The sequence below is a fragment of the Haemophilus sp. SZY H53 genome (assembly GCF_054332375.1).
In genome coordinates this window covers 364027-388800 of record NZ_JBTGNV010000001.1, presented here as the reverse complement: position 1 = coordinate 388800, position 24774 = coordinate 364027, and the positions used below count along the sequence as shown (strand labels likewise).

The following is a 24774-nucleotide window of genomic DNA, read 5'->3' as shown; positions in this document are numbered from 1 at the left end:
ATCATTTTTTAATGTTTTTTTATTTACAAATTAAAGAATTATGACTACTATCACGCAACGGAACTTTTTATAGTTTTATTTGTAAACTTTATAAAGTTTAGTTGTGTGGGTTCTTCTTGCAAGGATTGCACCTTAACAGAAAAAAGGTAAAGAAATGAAATTATCTCGTATTTTATTATCTGCAGTTGCAGTAGCAACAGTTGTTGCTTGTGGTAACTTAAGCAAAGTTACAGAAGCTGGTACACCAGAATATAAAGAAGTTGATGGTCAACAAGTACCACAATTGGTATGGCCAAAAATTGATAAGTCAACTTTTAATCATGACGGTAGTCAATTTGGTTCATGGCCAAATTGGGACAACGTTCGTATGATCGAACGTGGTATGAACAAAGACCAATTATATAACCTAATCGGTCGACCACACTTCTCTGAAGGATTATTTGGTGTTGAAGAATGGGATTATGTATTCAACTATCGTGAGAATGGTGTTCATAAAATTTGTCAATACAAAGTATTATTTGACAAAAACCACAATGCTCAAAGTTTCTTCTGGTATCCAAACGGTTGTAACGGAAACTCAGCATTTACTTTAAGTGGTGACTTCTTATTCGACTTCGATAAAGATACTTTAACTCCACGTGGTAAACAAGTTGTTGATAGCGTAGCATCTCAATTAAAATCTACTGGTGCTAAAGATGTTAAAGTTGCGGGTTACACAGACCGTTTAGGTTCTGATGCTTATAACTTAAATCTTTCACAACGTCGTGCTGATCGTGTTAAAGCACGTTTAATTGAAGATGGTGTGAATACTCAAATTACCGCTGTTGGTTACGGTAAAAAACCTCAAGTAAAAGCTTGTGATGGTATTCCACATGGTCAAGCATTAAAAGATTGTTTACGCCCTAATCGTCGCGTTGAGATCACTACTTCTGGTTCTGTATTAAAATTACAAGAAGGTGGTCAAGTTAACGGTGGAACTCAAGGTCCAGCACCTCTTTATCAAAAATAATAGATAGAGAAGATAGAAAGAGCGTAATGAAAATTACGCTCTTTTTTTATCTGATGTTTAAGAAATTATTCAAGTAGAAGTTCTTCAATCAATTTAGTGGTTAAGTTGATATAACTCCCATTAAAACGATGGCTAAAATTTAGTAAATAATAGAGCTGGTAAAGGTGTTTTCTTTCTTCAAAGCCGTCTTTATCAAGAGGTAAAGTGCGGTCATAAATTTCATAGAATTCAGCTGAGAACGGTTGGAAAAGCTCACTAAATGCCAAATCACATTCTCTATCCCCCCAGTAGCAAGCAGGATCATAAGTAAAGGTTTGATTACCTACTATAGCCGTATTTTCAACCCATAAATTACCATGTAACAAAGAGGGTTTCGGATTATGTTTTGCGAGCTTTTGTTTTACTTTTTCAGTTATTAAATCAAGATCGCCAAAATCCAATCCTTTATCTTTGCAAAGTTGTAATTGCCATCCAATACGTTGTTCTGCAAAGAATTTCGCCCAGCTCCCATTCCATTTGTTAGGTTGATACTCAGGACCAAGCCAAGTATCAAAATCTAAACCATAGTTTTTAGTACCAGATATTTGATGAAGTTTTGCTAACTCTTCGCCAAAATGTGCTGTCGCATCAGTTTGTTTAGTAATAGGAAGTGATTCTAGCAGTAAGAAACTATGATTTTGAGAACAGCCTACGCCATACACTTGTGGAAGTCTGATTGTATTCGTCTTGCCTAGTAGATTTAATTGGTCAGCCTCAGCACGAAACATTGAACGATAAGACCGTTCATTTACTTTAACAAAGACTGGTTGGATTCCATCCGTAATAAGCCAAGTTTCATTTACCTCCCCTCCAGGTGTTTTGTTTTTTTCTTTGATGTTATAGTAAGCACCAAATTGATCAGCTAAGACTTGAGAAATTGATTTCCACATATTACACCTCCTAGACATGGTCGATTGTCTAGTATTCTAACTAAAGTATTAAAAATTACTGTGATAGATCTCAAAAAATAGTAAAAAATTTTGTTATTTTTTCATTCGAAATGTCAATTCCTCAATAAATACGTGATTTTTTAATAAGTTAGTATTATCATTAAGCGTATTTTTAGTTAGAAAAGATAATCAGGGGAAACCATGCAACATCTGAAAGATCTTGTTGAGAAAGCAAAATCAGCGATTGAACAAATCGAAAATAAAAGTTTGGCCACATTAGATGAAATTCGTGTGGAATATTTTGGTAAAAAAGGTCATTTTACCCAACTTATGCAGGAATTGCGTAATGTTGCAGCAGAAGAGCGTCCAGCAATGGGGGCTAAAATCAATGAGGCAAAACAAACAGCATTAGATTTTTTAAATGCTAAAAAAGCAGAGTGGGAACAAGCTGAACTCAATGCGAAATTGGAAAAAGAGCGTATTGATGTGAGTCTTCCAGGTCGTAAAACAGAAACGGGTGGGTTACACCCAGTGACCATTACCATTAATCGCGTAACAAAATTCTTTTCAGAGCTAGGTTTTTCTGTGGAAACCGGTCCCGAAATTGAAAGTGATTATTACAATTTCGATGCATTGAATATCCCTAAACATCACCCAGCTCGTGCTGATCATGATACTTTCTGGTTTAATCCCGAATTATTACTGCGTACACAAACCTCTGGTGTGCAAATTCGCACCATGGAAAAAATGCAGCCGCCTATTCGTATTATGGCGCCAGGTCGTGTATATCGTAACGACTATGATCAAACACACACACCGATGTTCCATCAAATTGAATTGCTTTATGTAGATAAAAAAGCAAACTTCACCGAATTAAAAGGCTTATTACACGATTTCTTACGTGCATTTTTTGAAGAAGATTTACAAGTTCGTTTCCGTCCTTCCTATTTCCCATTTACTGAACCTTCTGCAGAAGTCGATGTAATGGGTAAAAACGGTAAATGGTTAGAAGTATTAGGTTGTGGTATGGTGCATCCTAATGTGTTACGTAACGTAGGTATTGATCCAAATGAATATTCTGGCTTTGCAGTAGGCATGGGGGTTGAGCGTTTAACTATGTTACGCTACAACGTCACAGATTTACGTTCATTCTTTGAAAACGACTTACGTTTTTTAAAACAATTTAAGTAGTTAACCGTAAGGTTAAATTGACGATAATGATTAATTTAGAACGTAGCACGTTCATCAATAAAGGATACAGAGATAATGAAATTTAGCGAAAATTGGGTGAGAGAATGGGTTAATCCATCAATTTCAACAGAGCAGTTATGTGATCAAATCACAATGCTTGGTTTAGAAGTTGATGGTGTTGAAAAAGTAGCTGGCGACTTTACAGGTGTTGTTGTGGGTGAAGTTGTTGAATGTGCGCAACACCCAGATGCAGACAAATTACGAGTCACTAAAGTAAATGTTGGTGGCGACCGTTTATTAGATATCGTTTGTGGTGCACCAAATTGCCGTCAAGGTTTAAAAGTAGCATGTGCAACTGAAGGCGCTGTATTACCCAGTGATTTTAAAATTAAGAAAACTAAATTACGTGGTCAACCTTCAGAAGGGATGCTTTGCTCATTCTCTGAATTAGGCATTGATGTAGATGCAGAGGGCATCATTGAATTACCATTAGATGCACCAGTAGGGACAAATCTACGTGAATATTTAGATTTAGATGATAAAGCCATTGAAATTAGCTTAACGCCAAACCGTGCAGATTGTTTAAGTATTGCTGGTGTTGCACGTGAAGTTGGTGTGGTTAATAAACAAGTTGTTAATCAACCGCACTTTGATGCTGTGCCAGCAACGATTTCAGATAAAGTTCAAATTGAATTAAACGCGTCAGAAGCATGTCCACGTTATTTATTGCGCGTGGTAAAAAATGTGAATGTTAAATCGCAGTCACCAATTTGGTTACAAGAAAAATTACGTCGTTGTGGTATTCGTTCTATCGATCCGATTGTGGATATTACCAACTATGTTTTACTTGAATTAGGTCAACCAATGCATGCTTTTGATGCATCAAAAGTAGCTCAACCTGTTCAAGTGCGTTTAGCCAATAGCGGTGAAGAACTTGTTTTATTAGATGGCACAACGGCAAAATTACAACCGAATACTTTAGTGATTGCAGACCAAACTGGTCCATTAGCAATGGCAGGTATCTTTGGTGGTCAAGCTAGTGGTGTTGATGCTGAAACAACAAAAGATGTGATTTTAGAAGCGGCATTCTTCGCACCATTAGCGATTGCGGGACGTGCAAGACAATATGGTTTACACACAGATTCCTCACACCGCTTTGAACGTGGTGTTGATTTTACGCTACAACGTCACGCAATGGAACGTGCAACAGCATTGTTACTTGACATCTGCGGTGGTGAAGCAGGCGAAATTTGTGAAGTCGTGAGCGAGCAATATTTACCAAAAATCAATGAAGTCATTTTACGTCGTGAAAAATTAGATAGCTTATTAGGTCATCATATCGAAACTGAAACCGTGACCGAGATTTTTAAGCGTTTAGGCTTTGCCGTGAAATATACGAATGATGTTTGGACCGTGACTTCTGCAAGCTGGCGTTTTGATATTGAAATCGAAGAAGATCTCATTGAAGAAGTAGCCCGTATTTATGGCTATAATAGCATTCCAAATAATGCACCATTAGCGCATCTTCGTATGCGTGAGCATAAAGAAGCTGATTTAGAGTTAAGTCGAATTAAGACCGCACTTGTGGATGCAGATTATCAAGAAGCGATTACTTATAGCTTCGTTGATCCCAAAATACAGACTTTACTTCATCCAGAAATTGATGCACTTGTATTGCCAAATCCAATTTCAGTTGAAATGTCAGCAATGCGTGTTTCATTATTAAGTGGATTACTCGGTGCAGTACTATACAACCAAAATCGTCAGCAAAACCGTGTACGTTTATTTGAAACAGGATTACGCTTTGTTCCGGATGCCAATGCAGAATTTGGTGTGCGCCAAGAATTTGTTCTTGCAGGTGTGATTACAGGTACGGCTAAATCTGAATCTTGGACGGGTAAGGCCGAAAATGTTGATTTCTTTGATCTTAAAGGTGATTTAGAAAGCATTCTTTCTCTCACTGAAGTGGGGAATCGTGTTAAGTTTGTGGCAAAAGCATATAGTGCATTGCATCCAGGACAATCTGCTTCAATTGAATTAGATGGAAAAGAAATTGGTTTTATTGGAACTATTCATCCACTTATTGCTCAAAAATTAGGATTAAATGGTAAAGCGGTTGTTTTTGAAATTTTATGGGATGCCATTGCAAATCGTCGTGTGGTTCAAGCTAAAGAGATTTCAAAATTCCCGGCAAACCGTCGTGACTTAGCTTTAGTTGTTGGCGATAATGTACCAGCAGGCGATATTATCGAAGCATGTAAGCAAGCTGGCGGAGAAAAATTAACACAAGTCAATTTATTCGACGTATATCAAGGCATTGGCGTTGCTAGCGGACATAAGAGCTTAGCAATCAGTTTAACTATTCAAGATAATGAAAAAACGCTTGAAGATGATGAGATTAATGCGGTAATCTCTGCTGTATTAAACGAAGTTAAACAACGCTTTAATGCGGAGCTTAGAGACTAAACAGGAGACTAACATGGCAACGATTACAAAAATTGATATTACTGAATACTTATTAGATAAGTATCAATTACAAAAAGCTGAAGCTAAAGCATTAGTGGAAGACTTTTTTGAGGAAATTCGTTTATCGTTAGAATCTGGTGGAGAAGTAAAATTATCCGGTTTTGGTAATTTTGAACTTCGTAATAAAGCATCCCGTCCAGGGCGTAATCCAAAAACAGGTGAAAGTATTCCTGTTTCTGCGCGCCGTGTAGTGGCATTCAAGCCAGGACAAAAATTACGAGCTCGTGTAGAAAATACCAAGCCAAAACAATAGTAAGAAAAGTGCGGTCGTTTTTGACCGCACTTTTGTCAGGATTGAACATGAATAAGATTAAATGTGCTTTTTTAGTCGCAGGAAGTTTTTTACTTTTTGCTTGTTCAAGTGGTGTTCGTGAAGATTATGCAATGAACTATAAAGGTCAGATTGGGGATCCGATTATGGCCATTACCATGTTAAGTGAACAACAATATGAATGGGCGGGTACACCATATGTTTTAGGCGGGCAATCTCGTGGTGGTATTGATTGTTCTGGTTTTGTGCAAAAGACCTTTATTGACCGTTTTAACATTCGCCTGCCTCGTACAACAAAAGATCAAGCGGGTTATGGAAAACTTGTTCGTAAAGAAGATATCCAAACTGGCGATTTAATTTTCTTTAAGACAGGGCGCGGACCAAATGGCTATCATGTTGGGATTTATGTAAAAGAAGATAAATTTTTACATGCTTCAACCAAAGGTGGTGTGATTTATTCTTCGATGAATAGCCCTTATTGGAAGAAAGCCTTTTGGCAAATTAGGCGAGTATAGTGATAAATAGACAATTGAGGTCAGACTAAATACGAAATAGGCTCTATGGATGAGCGATAGATCCGATTGCAGTCAACCATCTTAATATTCTCTGATGGTAAGTGCCTCGTTCAAAATTGTGTGACAAAAATGGCAAAATTTAACTGAAATTAAAAGGACTAAGTGCGATATGACATTATCACTAGCCCTTAACTTTAGTGGTGTCTTCAGGAGGTCAGAAAAAATGACCTCACTTAGTTTATATAAAAAATTATGATTAAAGCCCAGCTTTCAAACTGGCTTCAATAAAGCGATCAAGATCGCCATCCAATACAGCTTGAGTATTCCGATTTTCAACGCCTGTGCGGAGGTCCTTAATACGCGCATCATCTAACACATAAGAACGAATTTGGCTGCCCCAACCGATATCAGATTTATTATCTTCCATCGCTTGTTTATCCGCATTTTTCTTTTGTAACTCAAGCTCATACAATTTCGCTTTTAACTGCTTCATAGCTTGATCTTTATTTTTGTGTTGAGAACGATCGTTTTGACATTGTACAACAATCCCACTTGGCATGTGAGTAATACGCACCGCACTTTCAGTTTTATTGACGTGCTGACCACCCGCACCTGATGCACGATAAACATCAATACGTAAATCTGCTGGATTAATTTCAATATCAATGTCGTCATCAATTTCAGGATAAACGAAAGCGGCTGCGAACGATGTATGACGTCGATTATTAGAGTCGAATGGACTTTTACGCACTAAACGATGAATACCGGTTTCCGTACGTAACCAACCGAAAGCGTATTCACCACTGACACGAATCGTCGCTGATTTTAAGCCCGCCACATCGCCATCAGAGACTTCCATTAACTCTGTTTTAAAGCCTTTGCTTTCAGCCCAACGAAGGTACATACGAAGTAACATTTCCGTCCAGTCTTGCGCTTCTGTACCACCAGAACCTGCTTGTAAATCGACATAACAATCACACGCATCGTGCTCACCGCTAAACATGCGTCGGAATTCGAGTTTTGCGAGTTGTTGTTCAAGCTCATCTAATTCAGCAACGGCTTCATTGAAGGTCTCTTCATCTTCCGCTTCAATGGCTAATTCAAGCAGCCCTTCAACATCCTCTAAACCTTGTTCTAAATTCTTGATGGTATCAACTACTTGTTCAAGTGAAACGCGTTCTTTTCCAAGCGCTTGGGCTTTTTCAGGTTCGTTCCACACATCGGGTTGTTCTAATTCGGCGTTAACTTCTTCTAAACGCTCAACTTTTGCGTCGAAGTCAAAGATACCCCCGAAGCACAGAAGTGCGTTCGGAAAGGTCGGCGATTTTGTTTTTGATTGGATTAATTTCAAACATAATAAATAAACCTCTATAAGCGGCAGAAGTATAAGTCATTTTCAGTTTTTTGGGTAGTTTGGCTTGCACAAATTATCGATCCATTTATAATTCTAATCTTCGTTGTTTAGATATATTTAGGAATAAAAATGAAGAAATTATTAACCGCACTTTTAATCTCTGCTTCAGCTACTGCTATGGCGAGTGATGCTGAGATTAAATCGAAGTTACAGGCATTAGGTGCGAAAAATATTGAGGTGAAAGATTCACCAGTAAAAGGCCTTAAAACAGCCGTGACTGATCAGGGCATTTTATACGTGAGCGAAAATGGTCAATATGTTTTGCAAGGCAAAATGTATGAATTAACAAATAAAGGCCCGGTTGATGTAGCGGGTAAGTTTTTAGCGGATAAAGTGAATGCATTAAAAAGCGAAATGATCATTTATCCTGCAAAAAATGAAAAATATGTTGTGACTGTATTCATGGATATCACTTGTCATTATTGCCATATTCTTCATCAACAACTGAAAGAATATAATGATTTAGGTATTACTGTTCGTTATCTTGCATTCCCACGTGCTGGAATGAATGAAACCGCTCGCCAAATGGAAGCAATTTGGACATCGAAAGATCCTGTATTTGCATTGAACGAAGCAGAAGAAGGTAACTTACCGAAAGAATTAAAAACACCTAACATTGTGAAAAGACACTATGATTTAGGTGTACAACTCGGTGTGCAAGGTACACCAAGTATTGTGACTTCAACAGGTGAATTGATTGGGGGATATTTAAAACCCAAAGATTTATTAGCTGCCTTGAAGGAATCAGCACAATAATTTTTAGTAGTGAGGGCGTATTGTATACGCCCTTTAAATATTAAATATTTATATCATCAAAGTGCATATTGTAATTTCTTTGGATGATAATTTTAAATAACAAAATACCGTGAAAAAACTCATCAAACGTCGTGAAATTCCTGCCGGAAATTCTGTTTCAGATAATGCATTACTCGATCGTCTCTATCGTTCTCGCCATATTAAAAATAGCCAAGAATTAGACCGCACTTTGCAATCAATGCTGAATCCCAATCAATTACACGGTATTCAACACGCCGTAGATTTATTGGTTGATGCTTATCAACAGCAACAAAAGATTGTTATCGTCGGTGATTTTGATGCAGATGGGGCAACCAGTACGGCGCTTTCAGTATTAGCTTTGCGTATGCTGGGCTTTACTGATGTGGAATATCTGGTGCCAAATCGTTTTGAGCAAGGCTATGGGTTGAGTGTACCTGTTGCTGAGATGGCAATGGAAAAAGGCGTGCAGTTATTGATGACGGTGGATAACGGGGTATCGTCTTTTGAGGGTGTGGCGTATTTAAAAGAGCAGGGTGTGAAAGTATTGATTACCGATCATCACTTGCCACCAGAAATACTGCCGAATGCTGATGCCATTGTTAATCCAAATTTGCAACAATGTGATTTCCCTTCAAAATGTTTAGCCGGCGTAGGCGTAGCATTCTATTTAATGCTCGCTTTACGAGCCAAATTTCGCAAGTTGGGCATTTTTACGGCTGAAACACAGCCTAATTTTACTGAATTACTCGATTTAGTCGCGCTCGGCACAATTGCGGATGTCGTTCCCCTTGATCAAAATAATCGTATTTTAGCTCATCAAGGTTTGATGCGAATTCGTGCGAAACGTTGTCGCCCTGGAATAATAGCATTAACAGAAGTGGCTAATCGAGAAGTTGAAAAACTTTGTTCAGCTGATTTGGGCTTTGCGATTGCACCCCGTTTAAATGCTGCGGGCCGATTAGATAATATGTCTGTCGGTGTGGAGTTATTACTGGCAGAAAGCATGCAAGAGGCAAGAGCCCAAGCCTTAGATTTAGACAGTTTAAATCAAGCTCGAAAAGAAATTGAGCAATGCATGAAGTTGGAAGCCTTAGAAATTTGCCGAAATCTCACCGCTCTTTCGGATGAATTCCCAATGGGAATCGCCTTATTCCAGCCAGATTGGCATCAAGGTGTATTAGGTATTGTGGCTTCTCGAATCAAAGATCAATATCATCGACCCGTTATTGCTTTTGCTCAAGATCAAGAGGGCATTTTAAAAGGTTCTGCACGTTCAATTGAGGGCCTGCATATGCGCGATGTATTAGAGCGTATTCATTCCCAACATCCTGATATGATTTTAAAATTTGGCGGCCATGCTATGGCGGCAGGATTAAGCATTAAAGAAAGCTTTTTCCCTGAGTTTCAAAAGATTTTTAATCAAACGGTGCAAGATTGGTTAAATGAAGATCAATTACAAGGTGTGATTTGGACGGATGGCGAACTTCAAGCAAATGAATTTAATATTCAAACAGCAGAAGTGATAAAATCTGGCGGACCTTGGGGGCAAGCATTCCCTGAACCGGTGTTTGATGGAGAATTTAAAATTTTTGAGCAACGAGCTATCGGGCAAAATCAAAATCATTTAAAAATGCTTGTTGAGCCTAAAAATGGTGGTCCATTACTAGATGCCATTGCGTTTAATATCGATACTCGGTATTATCCCGATTTGTCGATTAAGCAGGCAAAATTTGCATATAAGTTAGAAATTAATGAGTTTCGAGGAAATCGAAACCTCCAATTATTAGTCGATTATATTGAACCAATTGGTTAAGTTATGAAAAAAGTTTGGCAGAATATATCAAAAGGATCCTTTGCAATGATATTGCTAAGCGTGATGGATATCGCATTTAGTGAAGTTAATGCAAAGAGTTTTTCTGTCCAAAATTCACCGCATTTACCATCAGCAAATATCATACAGTTTGAAGATGGGCGTGATTATTTTTCATATCAAGAACCAATTGTACAAGCTAAAAGAAACGATCGTAAAATCCCCATTCAATTTTTCTTTGACTATGACTGCCGAGTTTGCTCTTCAGCTCAAGATATCTTACAGCTTTATAGTCAAATTCGCCCAAATAAGCTCATTTTCAAGGAATATCCTGTTGCAACGAATGAGGATAAATTTTCAGCAATAATATTTTATACATTGCAGCGCTTAAATGCGAGCGAGTTGTCTGATGCGTTATTATTTGAAACCTCAGAAAAAGCTCGTTATACCGAGTTATCGTCATTAGATAAAATGAGTGAATGGGCTGCTTTGCAAGGAATTAATCAGTCTGAATTTGAGGAGGTAGCATCTTCTATTGGAGTGAAAGAGGATGTGAATAATGCTATTGATTTAACTGAAGAATATGGTGTTTTTACTTTTCCTTATGTGGTTGTAGATGGAAAATATGTGCTTACAGCAAGCACACTATATAATGATGATTACAGTGTAGCGGTATTAGATTTTTTAGTGAATAAAATAGAACAAGAAAGGAAACAATAATGAAAATCGGGATTGTTGGTGCAATGGCACAAGAAGTGGAGATTTTATCTCAGTTAATGATAGATAAAAGAGAAACAAAAGTGGCAAGTGCGGTCATTTTTGAAGGCAAAATTAATGGCAAAGAGATCGCGTTATTACAATCAGGAATTGGTAAAGTTGCAGCCGCTATTGGTACTACCGCTTTATTACAATTGACAAAACCGGATGTGGTTTTAAATACGGGCTCAGCAGGCGGTGTTGCAAAAGGTTTAAAAGTAGGAGATATCGTTATTTCGGATGAAACACGCTATCACGATGCAGATGTGACGGCATTTGGCTATGAAAAAGGTCAATTACCCGCCAATCCAGCGGCTTTTCTTTCAGATAAAGAATTAGCCGATTTAGCTGATGAAATTGCACAGTCACAAGGACAAAATGTAAAACGCGGTTTAATTTGTTCTGGTGATAGTTTTATTAATAGCGAAGAAAAAATTGCTCAAATTAAAGTGAATTTTCCCAATGTGACTGCAGTAGAAATGGAAGCAACCGCGGTTGCGCAAGTTTGTCATGCCTTTAACGTACCTTTTGTGGTCGTTCGGGCAATTTCGGATGCAGGTGATGGCGAAGCGAGTATGTCTTTTGAAGAGTTCTTACCGTTAGCTGCAAAACAGTCTTCGGCATTAGTATTAGGGATGATAGACAGACTGTAGTAATAATCTTTTAATAAGATAATAAATTCTAAAATTGAATCATAAACATTATTTAAAAAGGCATAGTCAATTAACTATGCCTTTTTATATAAACCCATTAGAATTTATAGTTTAAACTAAAAATATAAGTTCTTCCTCGTGCAAAATTGTAAAGCACAGATTTATCTTTTATTCCGTTATCGCAAGTATCATTTTTGCTACAAATGGAATCATTTAAGCTTGAATAATAGCGTTGAGATGCCGCATCGTTGCCAGAATCTAAAGGATCAACATAACGTTTATCTAGTAGGTTTTGTACTTCAGCTTTGATAATCAAATCTTTGATAGGTTCGTAACTTATATGCAAATCTAAAATAATTGGTTGTTTATTAATTTCTTCTGTTTTCTTAATTGCATAATAAGTTCTTTCATGACTAGTATTTAATTCAAATTCAGAGCCGTTAATATATTCTTCTTGAATGGTTGCTCGTTTGCTTTTCCCATAGTAACGAGCTGCGATACCAACAGTTAATTTTTGATCAAACCAGCGAGAGCCAAGTTCTAATCTTCCATAATCTTTAGGTAACATTGAGATACGAGATAGACCATAACCTTGTTTTAGAATGTCATCTTTTGATGCGTTGTTAGGACGTGGACTTGCATCTGCATAATTGGTTGGTTGATTTGTTCGTTGGTATGCATAAGACAGATTTGCAAAGAAACGTCCCATGTCATAGTTAATTTCTAACTCGACGCCGCTCTTTTTCACAATAGGCTTATAATTTTGATGAGCAATGGTAAATCTAAATCCATTATCAGCAGCCCAGTCAGGAACAACGCCATCTCTCCACCATACACCATATACATTATGAATATAATTTTTGATGAAACTACGATATCCCACTAGTTTTAAACCTAGAACATCTTCTTCTGTAAAAACAGCTTTTTTATAGGTGTTAAACCCTAGTTGATAAGTTTCTGCTCGCTCAGGTTTTAATGCCGTATTTACGCCAACATCAGATACTTGAGAGAAGAACATTTCTTGAATATTTGGCATTCTATGTGTGCGCGAATAGGTGAAAAACGGCATAAAATAATCATTGATATCCGCGCTAAGCGTTGCTGAGTGGTTTATCGCTGTTTTATGTCCTGATTTATGCAAAATCGGTTCATTAATTTGTGTTGGTGTATTTTCATAACCTACATACTCACCGTTAAATGCATAATGCGTAAAATTGACACTATAGTCTAAATGGTAAATTCCTTTAGAAAGTGCGGTATCAAAATAAACAGTTTTAAATTGTTGTTTACCAGAAGGTTGCAAGATCACTGAACGTTGTGGTAATCCGCTTTTGCTTCCTTGGAAGCGACCTAAATAACTATAGTTTCCTTGGGAGTGTGATTCATTGTTATAAAACAAACTTAATTCTTCTGGAAAACGGTTTTTACTATACTCATTAATAAAGTAGTTAAAGCCCAATGTGGTTTTTAAATCGATTTCTTTTGGCAATAAAAAAGTATAGCTATTGTTAATATCAATAATATTTGCCACATTCTTCGTAATTAATTTATCTTCTACTTGCCAACCAGAAAAGAATGCACCTTTAGGATAAATGGTTTTACCCAAGTTGTGTGCTACCATCAAATTGAGATCAAGATAGCGATTATTATTAAAATTATAATTTAATTGATAATTACGATTTTCAATTTTTCGAGAACCAATTTTATTATCGAGAGTACGAATTTGTGCACCTAAATTATGGCGATCATCACCATATTCAAATTTTAATAAATGGCTACGAGAACGAGATTGCAAACTGCCAGGCTCAATAGGGGCAACACTGTATTGATCCTTATTACGTTCAAATGAGTTATTTGTTGAATCCACATCATTTTGTAATTCGGGGATATCTTTGGGAGGCACACCATTTTCTAATTCTCTCAGAATTTTTTTTCTAGTTTCATTTTTATAAGTATTAAGTTGATAGCTAGATGTATTGTAACGAGGTTCGTTAGGCGTATCTTCTTCACTAATATAATCATAATTTTCTTCTTTTCTTTCTACTCGAGTAATACATCCTGGTGTTCTTGTTTCAGTCACTCCAGTCAATTCATCTGTAGTTGTAATTGGATCTGTATTTCCGTTAAATGTTGGGGTTGGCGCATTGCAAGACCAATGATTTTTGTTTAAATCGGGAGTCCATTGTCCTGTAGAATTTAAAGTATAACCGGCATTATGGAAATAAGCTTCTTTTTCTTTGGCAAGAATATCTTGCCCAAGTGTAGCTAATCGTTCTCCTCCACCGATACGATAATCTTGTGAGACTTCACGTTGACTATAGCCATATGCCACACCGACATACCCTCCATTATCAAGCCATTTTCTGCCTGCAGCTGTGGTCATAAAATTCGACTTAGTTTCATTGCTACCAGCCATACCTTTAACAACTAAACCAAAAGGTCTATCATCCGTGATAATATCGTTAACCCCCAATGTTCTAAAATTAGCACTACCAGACAATGTGTTTATACCGCTGGAACCTGAGAAATTGCTTTTATTGATATCGACACCAGCAATGAAATTAGGATCTATCGCGGCACCAAATTGAGAGTTACCGCCTGATTGACCTGAATCCATTGAGGTAGAATAAAAAGTTTGCGTTACGCCATCAACCATAGTATTGACTCGACCTAACCCATTTTCGCCACGAATATTCACAGAAACTACGCCAGAGCCTTTATCTTGTTGAGTAAAAGCACCTGGGATACTTCGAATAACTTGATCGATAGTTTGGGTTTCTTTAAAAATATGCTCTCGGGTGCTTTTTGCTTTCGCTTCCGTAAAAGGTTTTTTATCATTAGCCACATTTTTTTCGACCACATTTATTTGATCGAGTATTTCTTCTGTTTGAGCTTCAGCAATATTAATATTCACTGCATTTATTAGGCAAAATGTAACTAAGTTTAATTTTATTTCTTTCTTCATTTGTTATCTCCTTATTTTTTGAGAAAGATTCTCATTATCCTCTTTGGTGTGAGAGAATTCAAGGGATGAGATCATGAAATTTATATAAGAATTAAAGAATAATTTTCATGTTATATATGATGAAATTTTTAATTCTTCTTTTTTTGTTGAAAACATAATAACGATTATTGAGGTTTTTCTTTTTATCGGTGGCGTTTGCCTTGACATTATAGGAGAGGATTAAGAGCTGATATTTTTTCTTTAAATTTTATATGAATTATCAATGTTTATTTAGAATTGTGATAGGTGATTATTTTTAACATTTGGCAAAAGAATCTTTAGTGAAATAAATTATTTGTGTCTATAATATATCGGTTTTTGAAAAGTAAAAGGATAGAGATGATGGGGATAATTATCACCGTTGATGGTCCAAGCGGAGCAGGGAAAGGAACACTTTGTTACGCCTTGGCTGAAAAGTTGGGTTTTACCTTGTTGGATAGTGGTGCCATTTATCGCGTGACGGCATTGGCTGCGTTGAAACGTCATGCTGACTTAACCGATGAAGAAAGATTAGCGGAGTTAGCTCGTCATTTAGATATTCAGTTCATTCCAAAGAATGGCGAAGTCAATGTGCTTCTTGGTGGGATGAATGTAAGCCATTTAATCCGTACGCAAGAAGTGGCGGAAGCTGCTTCAAAAGTGGCGGTTTTCCCCAAAGTGCGGTCAGCTTTACTGCAACTTCAGCAGGATTTTGGTAAAAATGACGGTCTGATTGCGGATGGGCGAGATATGGGAACGGTGGTTTTCCCAAATGCACAAGTGAAACTATTTTTAGACGCGAGTGCGGAGGAACGTGCAAAAAGACGCTATAAACAGTTGCAAAATAAGGGAATTAATGGTAACTTTGCACAGATTTTAGCCGAGATACAAGAGCGCGATTTTCGCGATAGAAATCGTGAGGTTGCGCCATTGAAACCGGCCTATGATGCTTTATTGTTAGATAGTACAACATTGAGTATTGATGAAGTCATTGTTCAAGCGTTAGCTTATATTCAACAAAAAGCGTCAATTTCGATTTAACTGTTTATTCAAGGAAGAATAGACATTTACCTCAACCCCGCATTTTATGGATCTTAATGTGGATGTTATTAACTTAAATTAAGAAGATTATTTATATGTCAGAATCTTTTGCTCAACTCTTTGAAGAATCATTAAAAGGCCTTGAAACCCGTCAAGGTTCAATCGTTAGCGGTACTGTTGTTGCTATTCAAAAAGGCTTTGTACTTGTTGATGCAGGCTTAAAATCTGAATCTGCAATTCCTGTTGCTGAATTCCAAAACGCTCAAGGTGAACTTGAAGTTAAAGTTGGCGACACAGTAAACGTAGCTTTAGATGCAGTTGAAGATGGTTACGGCGAAACTAAACTTTCTCGTGAGAAAGCAGTTCGTCACGAATCTTGGATTGAATTAGAAAAAGCTTACGAAGAAAAAGCGACCGTTATCGGTTTAATCAACGGTAAAGTGAAAGGCGGTTTCACAGTTGAGTTAAACGGTGTTCGTGCATTCTTACCAGGTTCATTAGTTGATACACGTCCAGCACGTGAAGCTGATCACCTACTTGGTAAAGAATTAGAATTCAAAGTAATCAAATTAGATCAAAAACGTAACAACGTTGTTGTTTCTCGTCGTGCAGTGATCGAATCTGAAAACAGCCAAGAACGTGAACAAATCCTTGAGAACCTAGCTGAAGGTTCAGAAGTTAAAGGTATCGTTAAAAACTTAACTGACTACGGTGCATTCGTAGATTTAGGTGGCGTTGACGGTTTATTACACATCACTGATATGGCTTGGAAACGTGTTAAACACCCAAGCGAAATCGTGAATGTAGGTGATGAAGTTACAGTTAAAGTATTGAAATTTGATAAAGATCGTACTCGCGTATCTTTAGGCTTAAAACAATTAGGTCAAGATCCTTGGATTGCTATCGCTGAAAACCACCCAGTAAACAGCAAATTAACTGGTAAAGTAACTAACTTAACAGACTACGGTTGTTTTGTTGAAATCTTAGACGGTGTTGAAGGTTTAGTTCACGTTTCTGAAATGGATTGGACTAACAAAAACATCCACCCATCTAAAGTTGTAAGCCTTGGTGATACAGTTGAAGTAATGGTGTTAGAAGTTGACGAAGAACGTCGTCGTATTTCTTTAGGCTTAAAACAATGTAAAGCTAACCCATGGACTCAATTCGCTGAAACTCACAACAAAGGCGACAAAGTTACTGGTAAGATCAAATCAATCACTGATTTCGGTATCTTCATCGGTCTTGAAGGTGGTATCGATGGTTTAGTTCACTTATCTGACATTTCTTGGAATGTTGCAGGTGAAGAAGCAGTTCGTAACTACAAAAAAGGTGACGAAGTTTCTGCAGTAGTATTAGCAGTAGATGCAGTGAAAGAACGTATTTCTTTAGGTATCAAGCAACTTGAAGATGATCCATTCAACAACTTCGTAGCAATCAACAAAAAAGGTGCTGTAATTTCTGCAACTGTTGTTGAAGCTGATGCTAAAGGTGCTAAAGTTGAATTAGCAGGTGGCGTTGAAGGTTATATCCGTGCAGCAGACTTAACAAACGAAGTTGCAGCAGGTGATGTAGTTGAAGCGAAATATACAGGTGTTGATCGTAAAGCTCGTATCGTTCACTTATCTGTAAAAGCGAAAGATCAAGCTGAAGAAGCTGCTGCAGTTGCAAGTGTGAATAACAAACAAGAAGAAGTTGCTATTCCAAACGCAATGGCTGAAGCTTTCAAAGCGGCTAAAGGTGAATAATTAATTCACATCAATAAGGCTGGGTCATTGACTCAGCCTTATTACTACCCACTATAATTAACAAGGATTTAGCGGTAATTTATTATGAACTAATACATTACCTGTAAATCTTAATAACAAGTTTAAGTATAAATTTAAAGGAGAGTTGACGATGACGAAATCTGAACTAATTGAAAATCTATCAACAAAGCACCCAACTTTATCCGCAAAAGAAGTCGAAGGTATTGTAAAAGATATTCTTGAACTCATTGCACAATCTTTAGAAGAGGGTAATCGTATTGAAGTACGTGGTTTTGGTAGTTTCTCTTTACACCATCGTCAACCGCGAGTTGGCCGTAATCCTAAAACGGGTGATTCTGTAAAATTGGATGCTAAATCCGTACCGCACTTTAAAGCAGGTAAAGAATTAAAAGATCGTGTAAATGTTTTTGCTTAAGCATATTGATATCAATAAAACGACACTTAGGTGTCGTTTTTTATTATAAATTTTGGCATAATGAAACTATTCTTAATAAGGAGATTGTGATGATTAAATATATTCTTGGACTTATTATTGTGTTTGCTATCGTATTAGTTGCGATAACTATTGGGGCAAATAATGATCAAGTCATTACTTTTAATTATATTGTTGCCGAAAGTCAATTACAACTTTCAACATTGGTTGCAATTTTATTTGGCATTGGATTGATTCTAGGTTGGTTAATTACTGGATTCTTCTACTTAAAATTAAAATTCAAAAATATGTCGTTAGCGCGTCAAGTTAAACGTCAAACATCACAAATTAACGAATTAACGACTACTCGCGATAAGGCAGTATAATGCTTGAATTACTCTTTCTGCTTCTGCCAATAGCCGCCGCTTACGGTTGGTATATGGGGCATCGGAGTGCCAAGAAAGATCAGGAAGATATGACTAATAAACTCTCCCGTGATTATGTCACGGGGGTGAATTTTTTGCTTTCTAATCAAACGGATAAAGCTGTTGATTTGTTTCTTGATATGCTGCAAAAACAAGAAACAGAAAATGAAATTGAAAGCAACTCACAGTTTGAAGCAGAGCTAACGCTCGGTAATCTTTTCCGTTCTCGAGGCGAAGTGGATCGTGCTTTGCGGATCCATCAAGCCCTCGATCGTAGTCCTAATTATTCTTTCGAACAAAAATTATTAGCTAAACAGCAACTTGCCAAGGATTTCATGGCGGTAGGTTTTTATGACCGTGCTGAAGCGCTTTACATCATTATGGTGGATGAACCAGAGTTTGCTGAAAATGCACTGCAACAGCTTTTGGTGATTTATCAAAAAGTAAAAGAATGGAAAAAAGCGGTTAATATCGCAGAGAAGCTTGCCAAGATTTCACCTACAGAAAATAATGTGGAATTAGCACAATGTTATTGTGAATATGCCTTAAGCGGTGAACTTGAAAGTGCGGTCGAAAAACGCAGTATTCTACAAAAAGCGCTGAATGTATCTCCAACCAGTGTGAGAACATCAATGCTACTTGCTGATTTAGAAATGGCCAATAAAAACTATCGCCAAGCTATTCAGTTTTTAGAGAATATTCTTAATCAAAATCCAATTTATATTGGTGAAGTGCTGAAAACGCTCAAATATTGTTATGATGAATTAGGGGAGAGAGATAACTTTGAGTTATTCTTGATTCGAGCTAGCCAGCAGGCTAACAATACTAAAGTCGATTTAATGTTAGCAAGTGTGATTGAAGAGAAAGATGGTAAAAGTGCAGCACAATCAAAACTTTATCAACAATTAACAAAGCACCCAAGTATATCTATTTTCCATCGTTTTATCCAATTTCAAATTGATGATGCTGAGCAAGGTCGAGGCAAAGAAAGCCTAATTTTGCTACATAAGATGGTTGGTGAGAGGATTAGACAAGATTTTGGTTATCGTTGTGCAAATTGCGGTTACCAAACTCACAAATTGATGTGGAATTGTCCTTCTTGTAAAGAGTGGGAGTCCATTAAACCTGAACATAATTAATTGACACAGTGAGGTAAAATTATGAATAGTAAAGTAATCGTTGCATTGGATTACGAAACGGAAGCACAAGCGCTATCCCTCGTGGATCAAATTGATCCAAGCTTATGCCGTTTAAAAGTAGGTAAAGAGATGTTTACCACACTGGGAACCAGTTTCGTTAAACAATTACACGAGCGTCAATTTGATGTTTTCCTCGACCTAAAATTTCATGATATTCCGAATACTGTGGCAAGAGCCGTGCGTTCTGCGGCTGATTTAGGCGTATGGATGGTGGATGTCCATGCTAGCGGTGGTTTAAAAATGATGGAAGAGGCGAAGAAAATTCTCGAGCCTTATGGAAAAGATGCGCCTTTATTAATTGCAGTAACCGTATTGACCAGTATGGAAGATTTGGATTTATTACAAATCGGTATTAATTCTTCACCGCTTGAACATGTTTTACGTCTTGCGCATTTAACACAGCGAGCAGGATTAGATGGCGTCGTTTGTTCACCACAAGAAGTAGAGATTTTACGTAATACTTGTGGTCCTGATTTTAAATTAATCACACCGGGGATTCGTCCAATTGGAAGTGATTTTGGTGATCAACGTCGCGTCATGACTCCTGCTGCGGCTATTCGTTCTGGTTCTGATTATTTGGTGATTGGTCGCCCAATTACTCAAGCTGAAAATCCAGCAGAAGTGCTTCGTTCAATTAATGCATCACTTTTGTAATATGACAGAGAGTACTTTAGTTTATTCTACCGAAGTTGGTCGAATTAAAGCGCAAAAGCAGCCGGTACAACGCCCTAAAGGTGATGGAGTGGTTCGCATACAAAAACAAACCAGTGGTCGAAAAGGCTCAGGCGTCTCAGTGATTACTGGGCTAGATTTATCAGATGATGAATTGAAAAAGTTAGCGGCTGAACTTAAAAAGCGTTGTGGTTGTGGTGGTTCAGTTAAAGACGGCAATATTGAGATTCAAGGCGAAAAACGTGATTTACTTAAACAACTTTTAGAACAAAAAGGGTTTAAAGTAAAATTAGCGGGTAGCTAAGATAAAACAAAAAATCCATCTTCACTTGAAGATGGATTTTTTTATGATTAACTTACCATGAAGTCTGGTTGGTAAGCAAAGAAAATTGCGCCCAAGAAACTTAATACAGCAAATGCCAGAAATGCATTATTTGGATTTGTAGCTTTGCGACTAAAATATTTAGCCGAGAAGAAGATATAAAGCACAAGCATGATGATTTTCATGATGAGCCAGCTTTGTAACTGATAACCGACCAAGAAGAAAATCGTTAAGCCACTGGCAATTAAAAGTGTATCAACTAAGTGCGGTAAAATTTTTAGCAGTTTAATCGCTCGCCAATCTTTCCCACTTAATTGCATTCCCCCACGGATAATTAATAATCCTAAACTTAAAAATGCACAAACAATGTGCAAATAAACTAACATAATCACTCCAGATGTAAAAGGAAAGTGCGGTCAAAAGTGACCGCACTTTAATTGCTTATTTTGCAATACGCTTATATTTAATACGATGTGGTTGTGTTGCGGCTTCACCTAAGGTTTTCTTTTTCCACTCTTCGTAGTCTGAGAAGTTACCTTCGTAGAACGTTACTTTACCTTCATCACCGTAATCTAAAATATGAGTCGCAATACGGTCTAAGAACCAGCGGTCATGGGAAATCACCATTGCACAGCCAGGGAATTCTAGGATCGCATTTTCTAACGCACGTAAAGTTTCAACGTCTAAGTCATTGGTCGGTTCATCCAATAACAGTACGTTACCACCACGTTGTAGAAGTTTAGCCAAGTGTAAACGTCCACGTTCACCACCTGATAATTCGCCCACACGTTTTTGTTGATCCACGCCTTTGAAGTTAAATCGGCCAACATAGGCACGGCTTGGAATTTCAAAGTTACCAATCGTGAGAATATCTTGTCCGTTAGACACTTCTTCCCATACGGTTTTCTTATCATCCATTGAGTCACGGAACTGATCGACAGAGGCAAGTACTACCGTTTCACCCATTGTCACTGAGCCGCTATCTGGTTGTTCTTGACCTGAAAGCATACGGAATAGGGTCGATTTACCCGCACCATTCGCCCCAATAATACCCACAATAGCACCTTTTGGAATGCTGAATGATAAATCATCAATTAAAGTGCGATCGCCGTAGGATTTAGTGAGATGTTCTACCTCAATCACTTTATCACCTAAACGTGGACCAGGTGGGATAAAGAGTTCGTTAGTCTCGTTACGTTTTTGGTATTCGCCAGAGTTCAACTCATCAAAACGCGCCATACGCGCTTTGCTTTTCGCTTGACGGCCTTTAGGATTTTGACGAACCCACTCTAATTCTTTTGCAATCGATTTTTGACGTGCGTTTTCAGTGGCTTGTTCTTGTTCTAAACGTTTCTCTTTTTGCTCTAACCAAGAAGAGTAATTGCCCTCCCAAGGAATACCTTCACCACGGTCAAGCTCTAAGATCCAACCAGCAACGTTATCTAAGAAGTAACGGTCGTGGGTAATCGCCACAACGGTACCTTCGTAGTCATGTAAGAAACGCTCTAACCATGCTACAGATTCTGCATCTAAGTGGTTGGTTGGCTCGTCTAATAAGAGCATGTCTGGTTTTTCAAGCAATAGTCGACAAAGTGCGACACGACGACGTTCGCCCCCTGATAAATGCTCAATTTTTGCATCCCAATCCGGTAAACGTAATGCATCTGCTGCACGTTCTAGTTGGTTATCTAAATTATGTCCATCATGCGCTTGAATAATCGCTTCAAGGTTTGCTTGCTCAGCGGCTAACTTATCGAAATCTGAATCAGGATCAGCATAAAGTGCATAGACTTCATCTAAACGGGTCAGTGCATTTTTTACTTCAGAAACGGCTTCTTCTACCGCTTCACGTACAGTTTGTTGTGGATCAAGTTTCGGTTCTTGTGGAAGGTAACCAATTTTGATACCTGGTTGTGGACGAGCTTCACCTTCGAACTCTTTATCCACGCCCGCCATAATGCGTAAGAGGGTTGATTTACCTGCACCATTTAAGCCGAGCACCCCGATTTTTGCACCAGGGAAGAAGCTTAAAGAAATATCTTTCAAAATATGGCGCTTCGGTGGCACCACTTTACCGACACGATGCATCGTATATACAAATTGCGTTGACATTATTTTCTCTATGTTGTGAATAAAAGTACGGTTATTTTACTTGATGTTTCGGGAATAAGCTATTTGAAAGGTAAAAAAAACCACCCATGCAGGGTGGTAGGAAAGTAGTTTAGCTATATTTATGATTATTTTATTTAGGAACTTTATGAATATCAAGCAATCACTTGACGAGGCAAATAGTACATAAATTTCAGTTATAATGGAAATGCGAATGAATAATTTGTTGATGCAAATCAAGAAAATCACAGAATTTTTTACGTTTAGAACGATTTTTATTCGATTTTGATTAGGAACTACTTGTGATAAAATCTGTCTATTCAATTATTTAGCCCACTTTATTCTTATTTATGTTTAAAAAATTACTCTTTGGATTATCACTAATTTCTCCTTTTTCAGTTTTTGCTCATCCTCACGCCTTTATTGATATGCAAACCAAACCCTTAGTGAAAGATAATCAACTTATTGGTTTTTCAACCCAATGGCTACTGGATGAAGCTAGCTCTTCAGCCGTATTGTATGATGTGATGCAGACGAAAGGGGATAAAGCAGCTAAACAAAAACTCATTGATGAAGTAATGGCAAATGTTGTAAATGAGCATTACTTTAGTTATGTCTTTGACAAAGAAAATCATAAAATTAAATATAAAAAACAGCCTGAAAATTATGGCATGCGTGTTAAAGGGAATGAGGTGGAATATTATTTTGATTTTCTTTTGGCACAACCACAGCCTTTGCAAAATAATGAATTTACGCTGATGACTTATGACCGAACCTATTATGTGGCAATGCGTTATGTAGAAACAGAAAAAAGAGCGGTTGATTTTTCAGCACTTCCTGCAAACTGCAAAGGGGAAGTGCTCGAAGCTAATGTGGATGAAAAAATTAAATCCTACGCTTCATCATTGGATAAATCTCAAAAAAATGAAGATAACTCTCTTGGTGTATTGTTTGCACAGAAAGTAAAAATTAAATGTGAATAAAAAAATGAAGTTAAAACTGACCGCACTTTTTATTGGCTTATTGGCGATTATTTTCGCCTTGTTACCTTGGCTTTTTGTGCAAGTAGCCGATTGGCAAAAAGCCTTTAATCAGCTGATTTCTGAAAATCTGCACCAAATTCAAGCACATTCATCTACTGCAGGATTGTGGTTAATTTTTGCCGCCTTTTCTTATGGTGTATTACATGCATTAGGCCCTGGGCATGGGAAATTTATTATCGCTAGTTATCTTTCCACTCACGAAAGCCAACTTAAAACCAGCGTACGCTTAAGTTTACTTTCCTCTCTCATGCAAGGTTTTGTCGCAGTCGCAGCAACCTCTATTGTGGTGGTGATACTTAATCTTTCCTCAAAATATTTTAAACTTAGTCAGCTATGGCTGGAGCGTAGCGCTCTGATTTTATTATTGTTGTTAGGGCTTTATTGGATTGCTCAAGGTTTGAAAGGCTTGAAGAAAAAACAATCTTTTCGTATCACATCGATTCAATCATTACCGAAACAGATTGGAGCAGCTTCGCCATTTAGATATGAGCCAGGAAAAGCAAGCCAAGCGCAATGTAGTTGTGGACATCAACATCTACCCAATCATCAACAGCTTAAGCAATCGGGTGATTTAAAATCTCAACTCTTAGTGATTTTAACTATTGGTATGCGACCGTGTAGTGGCGCCATTTTTGTGCTTTTTCTCGCTTATATGCTGGATCTTTATTGGTGGGGAATTTTAGCTACTTTTGCCATGTCTTTGGGGACAGGATTAATGCTTTCGCTTTTTGCAGCGTTAGTTCGCTATGCGAGAAATGTCGCGACTCGCTTAGGCCATTGGTATGGTTTAGCGGGTTCTAATCAAAAAGGCGAAGCCATGATCAAATGTATTGCGGGCGTAATGATGATCTTTTTTGCACTAAGCTTGTTATATGGCACGATGAGGGCTGTAACAGGTGGGGCAGTCTTATTTGGTGGATAAAGAAAAGGGCAGCGTTTGCGGCCCCCTTT

General features: G+C 37.6%; 23 protein-coding genes. 18 read left to right on the top strand and 5 right to left on the bottom strand.

Going from position 1 to position 24774, the window contains the following annotated elements; translation table 11 throughout:
- Positions 1–154 precede the first annotated feature (154 nt).
- Entirely contained in the window at positions 155–1009 is an 855-nt protein-coding gene (locus ACXVWB_RS01950; protein WP_458485201.1) for an OmpA family protein, read from the top strand.
- A 65-nt stretch (positions 1010–1074) separates the two neighbouring features.
- Here ACXVWB_RS01950 and ACXVWB_RS01945 read toward each other — a convergent pair whose 3' ends face one another.
- Positions 1075–1938: a fructosamine kinase family protein gene (locus ACXVWB_RS01945; protein ID WP_289902315.1), complete on the bottom strand. Its 864-nt coding sequence runs from the start codon at positions 1936–1938 to the stop codon at positions 1075–1077.
- Between the two features lie 201 nt (positions 1939–2139).
- Here ACXVWB_RS01945 and pheS point away from each other — a divergent pair, with 201 nt between their 5' ends.
- The 4 genes from pheS to ACXVWB_RS01925 all read left to right on the top strand — a co-directional run bounded on the left by pheS (position 2140) and on the right by ACXVWB_RS01925 (position 6441).
- Positions 2140–3129: a phenylalanine--tRNA ligase subunit alpha gene (gene pheS, locus ACXVWB_RS01940; protein ID WP_289902314.1), complete on the top strand. Its 990-nt coding sequence runs from the start codon at positions 2140–2142 to the stop codon at positions 3127–3129.
- Between the two features lie 75 nt (positions 3130–3204).
- Complete coding sequence (gene pheT, locus ACXVWB_RS01935; protein ID WP_458485200.1) at positions 3205–5595, top strand: phenylalanine--tRNA ligase subunit beta; 2391 nt, start codon at positions 3205–3207, stop codon at positions 5593–5595.
- Positions 5596–5608: 13 nt separating this feature from the next.
- The gene (locus ACXVWB_RS01930; RefSeq protein ID WP_005697518.1) at positions 5609–5908 is read left to right on the top strand and encodes an integration host factor subunit alpha; all 300 of its coding nucleotides are present in this window, start codon (positions 5609–5611) and stop codon (positions 5906–5908) included.
- A gap of 47 nt (positions 5909–5955) precedes the next feature.
- Positions 5956–6441 (top strand): C40 family peptidase, encoded by a 486-nt coding sequence (locus tag ACXVWB_RS01925; RefSeq protein ID WP_126471216.1) that lies wholly within the window; start codon positions 5956–5958, stop codon positions 6439–6441.
- Positions 6442–6697: 256 nt separating this feature from the next.
- Here ACXVWB_RS01925 and prfB read toward each other — a convergent pair.
- Positions 6698–7796, bottom strand: a protein-coding gene (gene prfB / locus ACXVWB_RS01920; RefSeq protein ID WP_111327117.1) for a peptide chain release factor 2 whose coding sequence is annotated in 2 segments (ribosomal slippage) — positions 6698–7720 and positions 7722–7796 — 1098 coding nt in all. Because the reading frame shifts where the segments join, the coding sequence is not laid out codon by codon here.
- Between the two features lie 128 nt (positions 7797–7924).
- Between prfB and dsbC the strand changes: the two genes are divergently transcribed.
- From dsbC to ACXVWB_RS01900, 4 genes are all read left to right on the top strand, one after another.
- Positions 7925–8611: a bifunctional protein-disulfide isomerase/oxidoreductase DsbC gene (dsbC, locus tag ACXVWB_RS01915; RefSeq protein ID WP_289902312.1), complete on the top strand. Its 687-nt coding sequence runs from the start codon at positions 7925–7927 to the stop codon at positions 8609–8611.
- 109 nt (positions 8612–8720) lie between these two features.
- Positions 8721–10445 carry a single-stranded-DNA-specific exonuclease RecJ gene (recJ, locus tag ACXVWB_RS01910; protein ID WP_458472854.1) on the top strand — a complete coding sequence of 575 codons (1725 nt, stop codon included), beginning with the start codon at positions 8721–8723 and terminating at the stop codon, positions 10443–10445.
- Between the two features lie 3 nt (positions 10446–10448).
- Entirely contained in the window at positions 10449–11162 is a 714-nt protein-coding gene (locus ACXVWB_RS01905; protein WP_458472853.1) for a thiol:disulfide interchange protein DsbA/DsbL, read from the top strand.
- The gene (locus ACXVWB_RS01900; protein ID WP_458485199.1) at positions 11162–11851 is read left to right on the top strand and encodes a 5'-methylthioadenosine/adenosylhomocysteine nucleosidase; all 690 of its coding nucleotides are present in this window, start codon (positions 11162–11164) and stop codon (positions 11849–11851) included. Before ACXVWB_RS01905 ends, ACXVWB_RS01900 begins: the two co-directional genes overlap by 1 nt.
- Before the next feature lie 97 nt (positions 11852–11948).
- Here the strand turns inward: ACXVWB_RS01900 and ACXVWB_RS01895 are convergent, their stop codons facing one another.
- Positions 11949–14816, bottom strand: a complete 2868-nt coding sequence (locus ACXVWB_RS01895) for a TonB-dependent receptor domain-containing protein (protein WP_458485198.1) — start codon at positions 14814–14816, stop codon at positions 11949–11951.
- 381 nt (positions 14817–15197) lie between these two features.
- On the opposite strand from ACXVWB_RS01895, the gene cmk reads away from it, so the two are divergent.
- The 7 genes from cmk (at position 15198) to yciH (ending at position 20653) form a co-directional block, all read left to right on the top strand.
- On the top strand, positions 15198–15875 hold the full coding sequence (gene cmk / locus ACXVWB_RS01890; RefSeq protein ID WP_049355782.1) for a (d)CMP kinase: 678 nt from the start codon (positions 15198–15200) through the stop codon (positions 15873–15875).
- 95 nt (positions 15876–15970) lie between these two features.
- On the top strand, positions 15971–17620 hold the full coding sequence (gene rpsA / locus ACXVWB_RS01885; RefSeq protein WP_458485197.1) for a 30S ribosomal protein S1: 1650 nt from the start codon (positions 15971–15973) through the stop codon (positions 17618–17620).
- Positions 17621–17771: 151 nt separating this feature from the next.
- A complete protein-coding gene (locus ACXVWB_RS01880) occupies positions 17772–18056 on the top strand; it encodes an integration host factor subunit beta (protein ID WP_005695916.1) in 285 nt (94 codons plus the stop codon).
- An 89-nt stretch (positions 18057–18145) separates the two neighbouring features.
- Entirely contained in the window at positions 18146–18439 is a 294-nt protein-coding gene (locus tag ACXVWB_RS01875) for a LapA family protein (protein ID WP_049355779.1), read from the top strand.
- Positions 18439–19617, top strand: a complete 1179-nt coding sequence (lapB, locus tag ACXVWB_RS01870; protein WP_458485196.1) for a lipopolysaccharide assembly protein LapB — start codon at positions 18439–18441, stop codon at positions 19615–19617. The genes ACXVWB_RS01875 and lapB overlap by 1 nt, the downstream gene beginning before the upstream one ends.
- A gap of 21 nt (positions 19618–19638) precedes the next feature.
- Complete coding sequence (gene pyrF / locus ACXVWB_RS01865; RefSeq protein ID WP_458485195.1) at positions 19639–20331, top strand: orotidine-5'-phosphate decarboxylase; 693 nt, start codon at positions 19639–19641, stop codon at positions 20329–20331.
- A 1-nt stretch (position 20332) separates the two neighbouring features.
- Positions 20333–20653 (top strand): stress response translation initiation inhibitor YciH, encoded by a 321-nt coding sequence (gene yciH / locus ACXVWB_RS01860; protein ID WP_289902303.1) that lies wholly within the window; start codon positions 20333–20335, stop codon positions 20651–20653.
- Between the two features lie 47 nt (positions 20654–20700).
- Here the strand turns inward: yciH and ACXVWB_RS01855 are convergent, their stop codons facing one another.
- Both ACXVWB_RS01855 and ettA read right to left on the bottom strand, forming a co-directional pair.
- The gene (locus ACXVWB_RS01855) at positions 20701–21057 is read right to left on the bottom strand and encodes a SirB2 family protein (protein WP_289902302.1); all 357 of its coding nucleotides are present in this window, start codon (positions 21055–21057) and stop codon (positions 20701–20703) included.
- 55 nt (positions 21058–21112) lie between these two features.
- Positions 21113–22783, bottom strand: coding sequence for an energy-dependent translational throttle protein EttA (gene ettA, locus ACXVWB_RS01850; RefSeq protein ID WP_289902301.1), 1671 nt, complete (start codon positions 22781–22783; stop codon positions 21113–21115).
- Positions 22784–23130: 347 nt separating this feature from the next.
- Here ettA and zevA point away from each other — a divergent pair, with 347 nt between their 5' ends.
- Both zevA and zevB read left to right on the top strand, forming a co-directional pair.
- A complete protein-coding gene (gene zevA, locus ACXVWB_RS01845; protein ID WP_289902300.1) occupies positions 23131–23763 on the top strand; it encodes a zinc transporter binding subunit ZevA in 633 nt (210 codons plus the stop codon).
- A 4-nt stretch (positions 23764–23767) separates the two neighbouring features.
- Positions 23768–24745 carry a zinc transporter permease subunit ZevB gene (gene zevB, locus ACXVWB_RS01840; RefSeq protein WP_297569663.1) on the top strand — a complete coding sequence of 326 codons (978 nt, stop codon included), beginning with the start codon at positions 23768–23770 and terminating at the stop codon, positions 24743–24745.
- Positions 24746–24774: the final 29 nt, after the last annotated feature.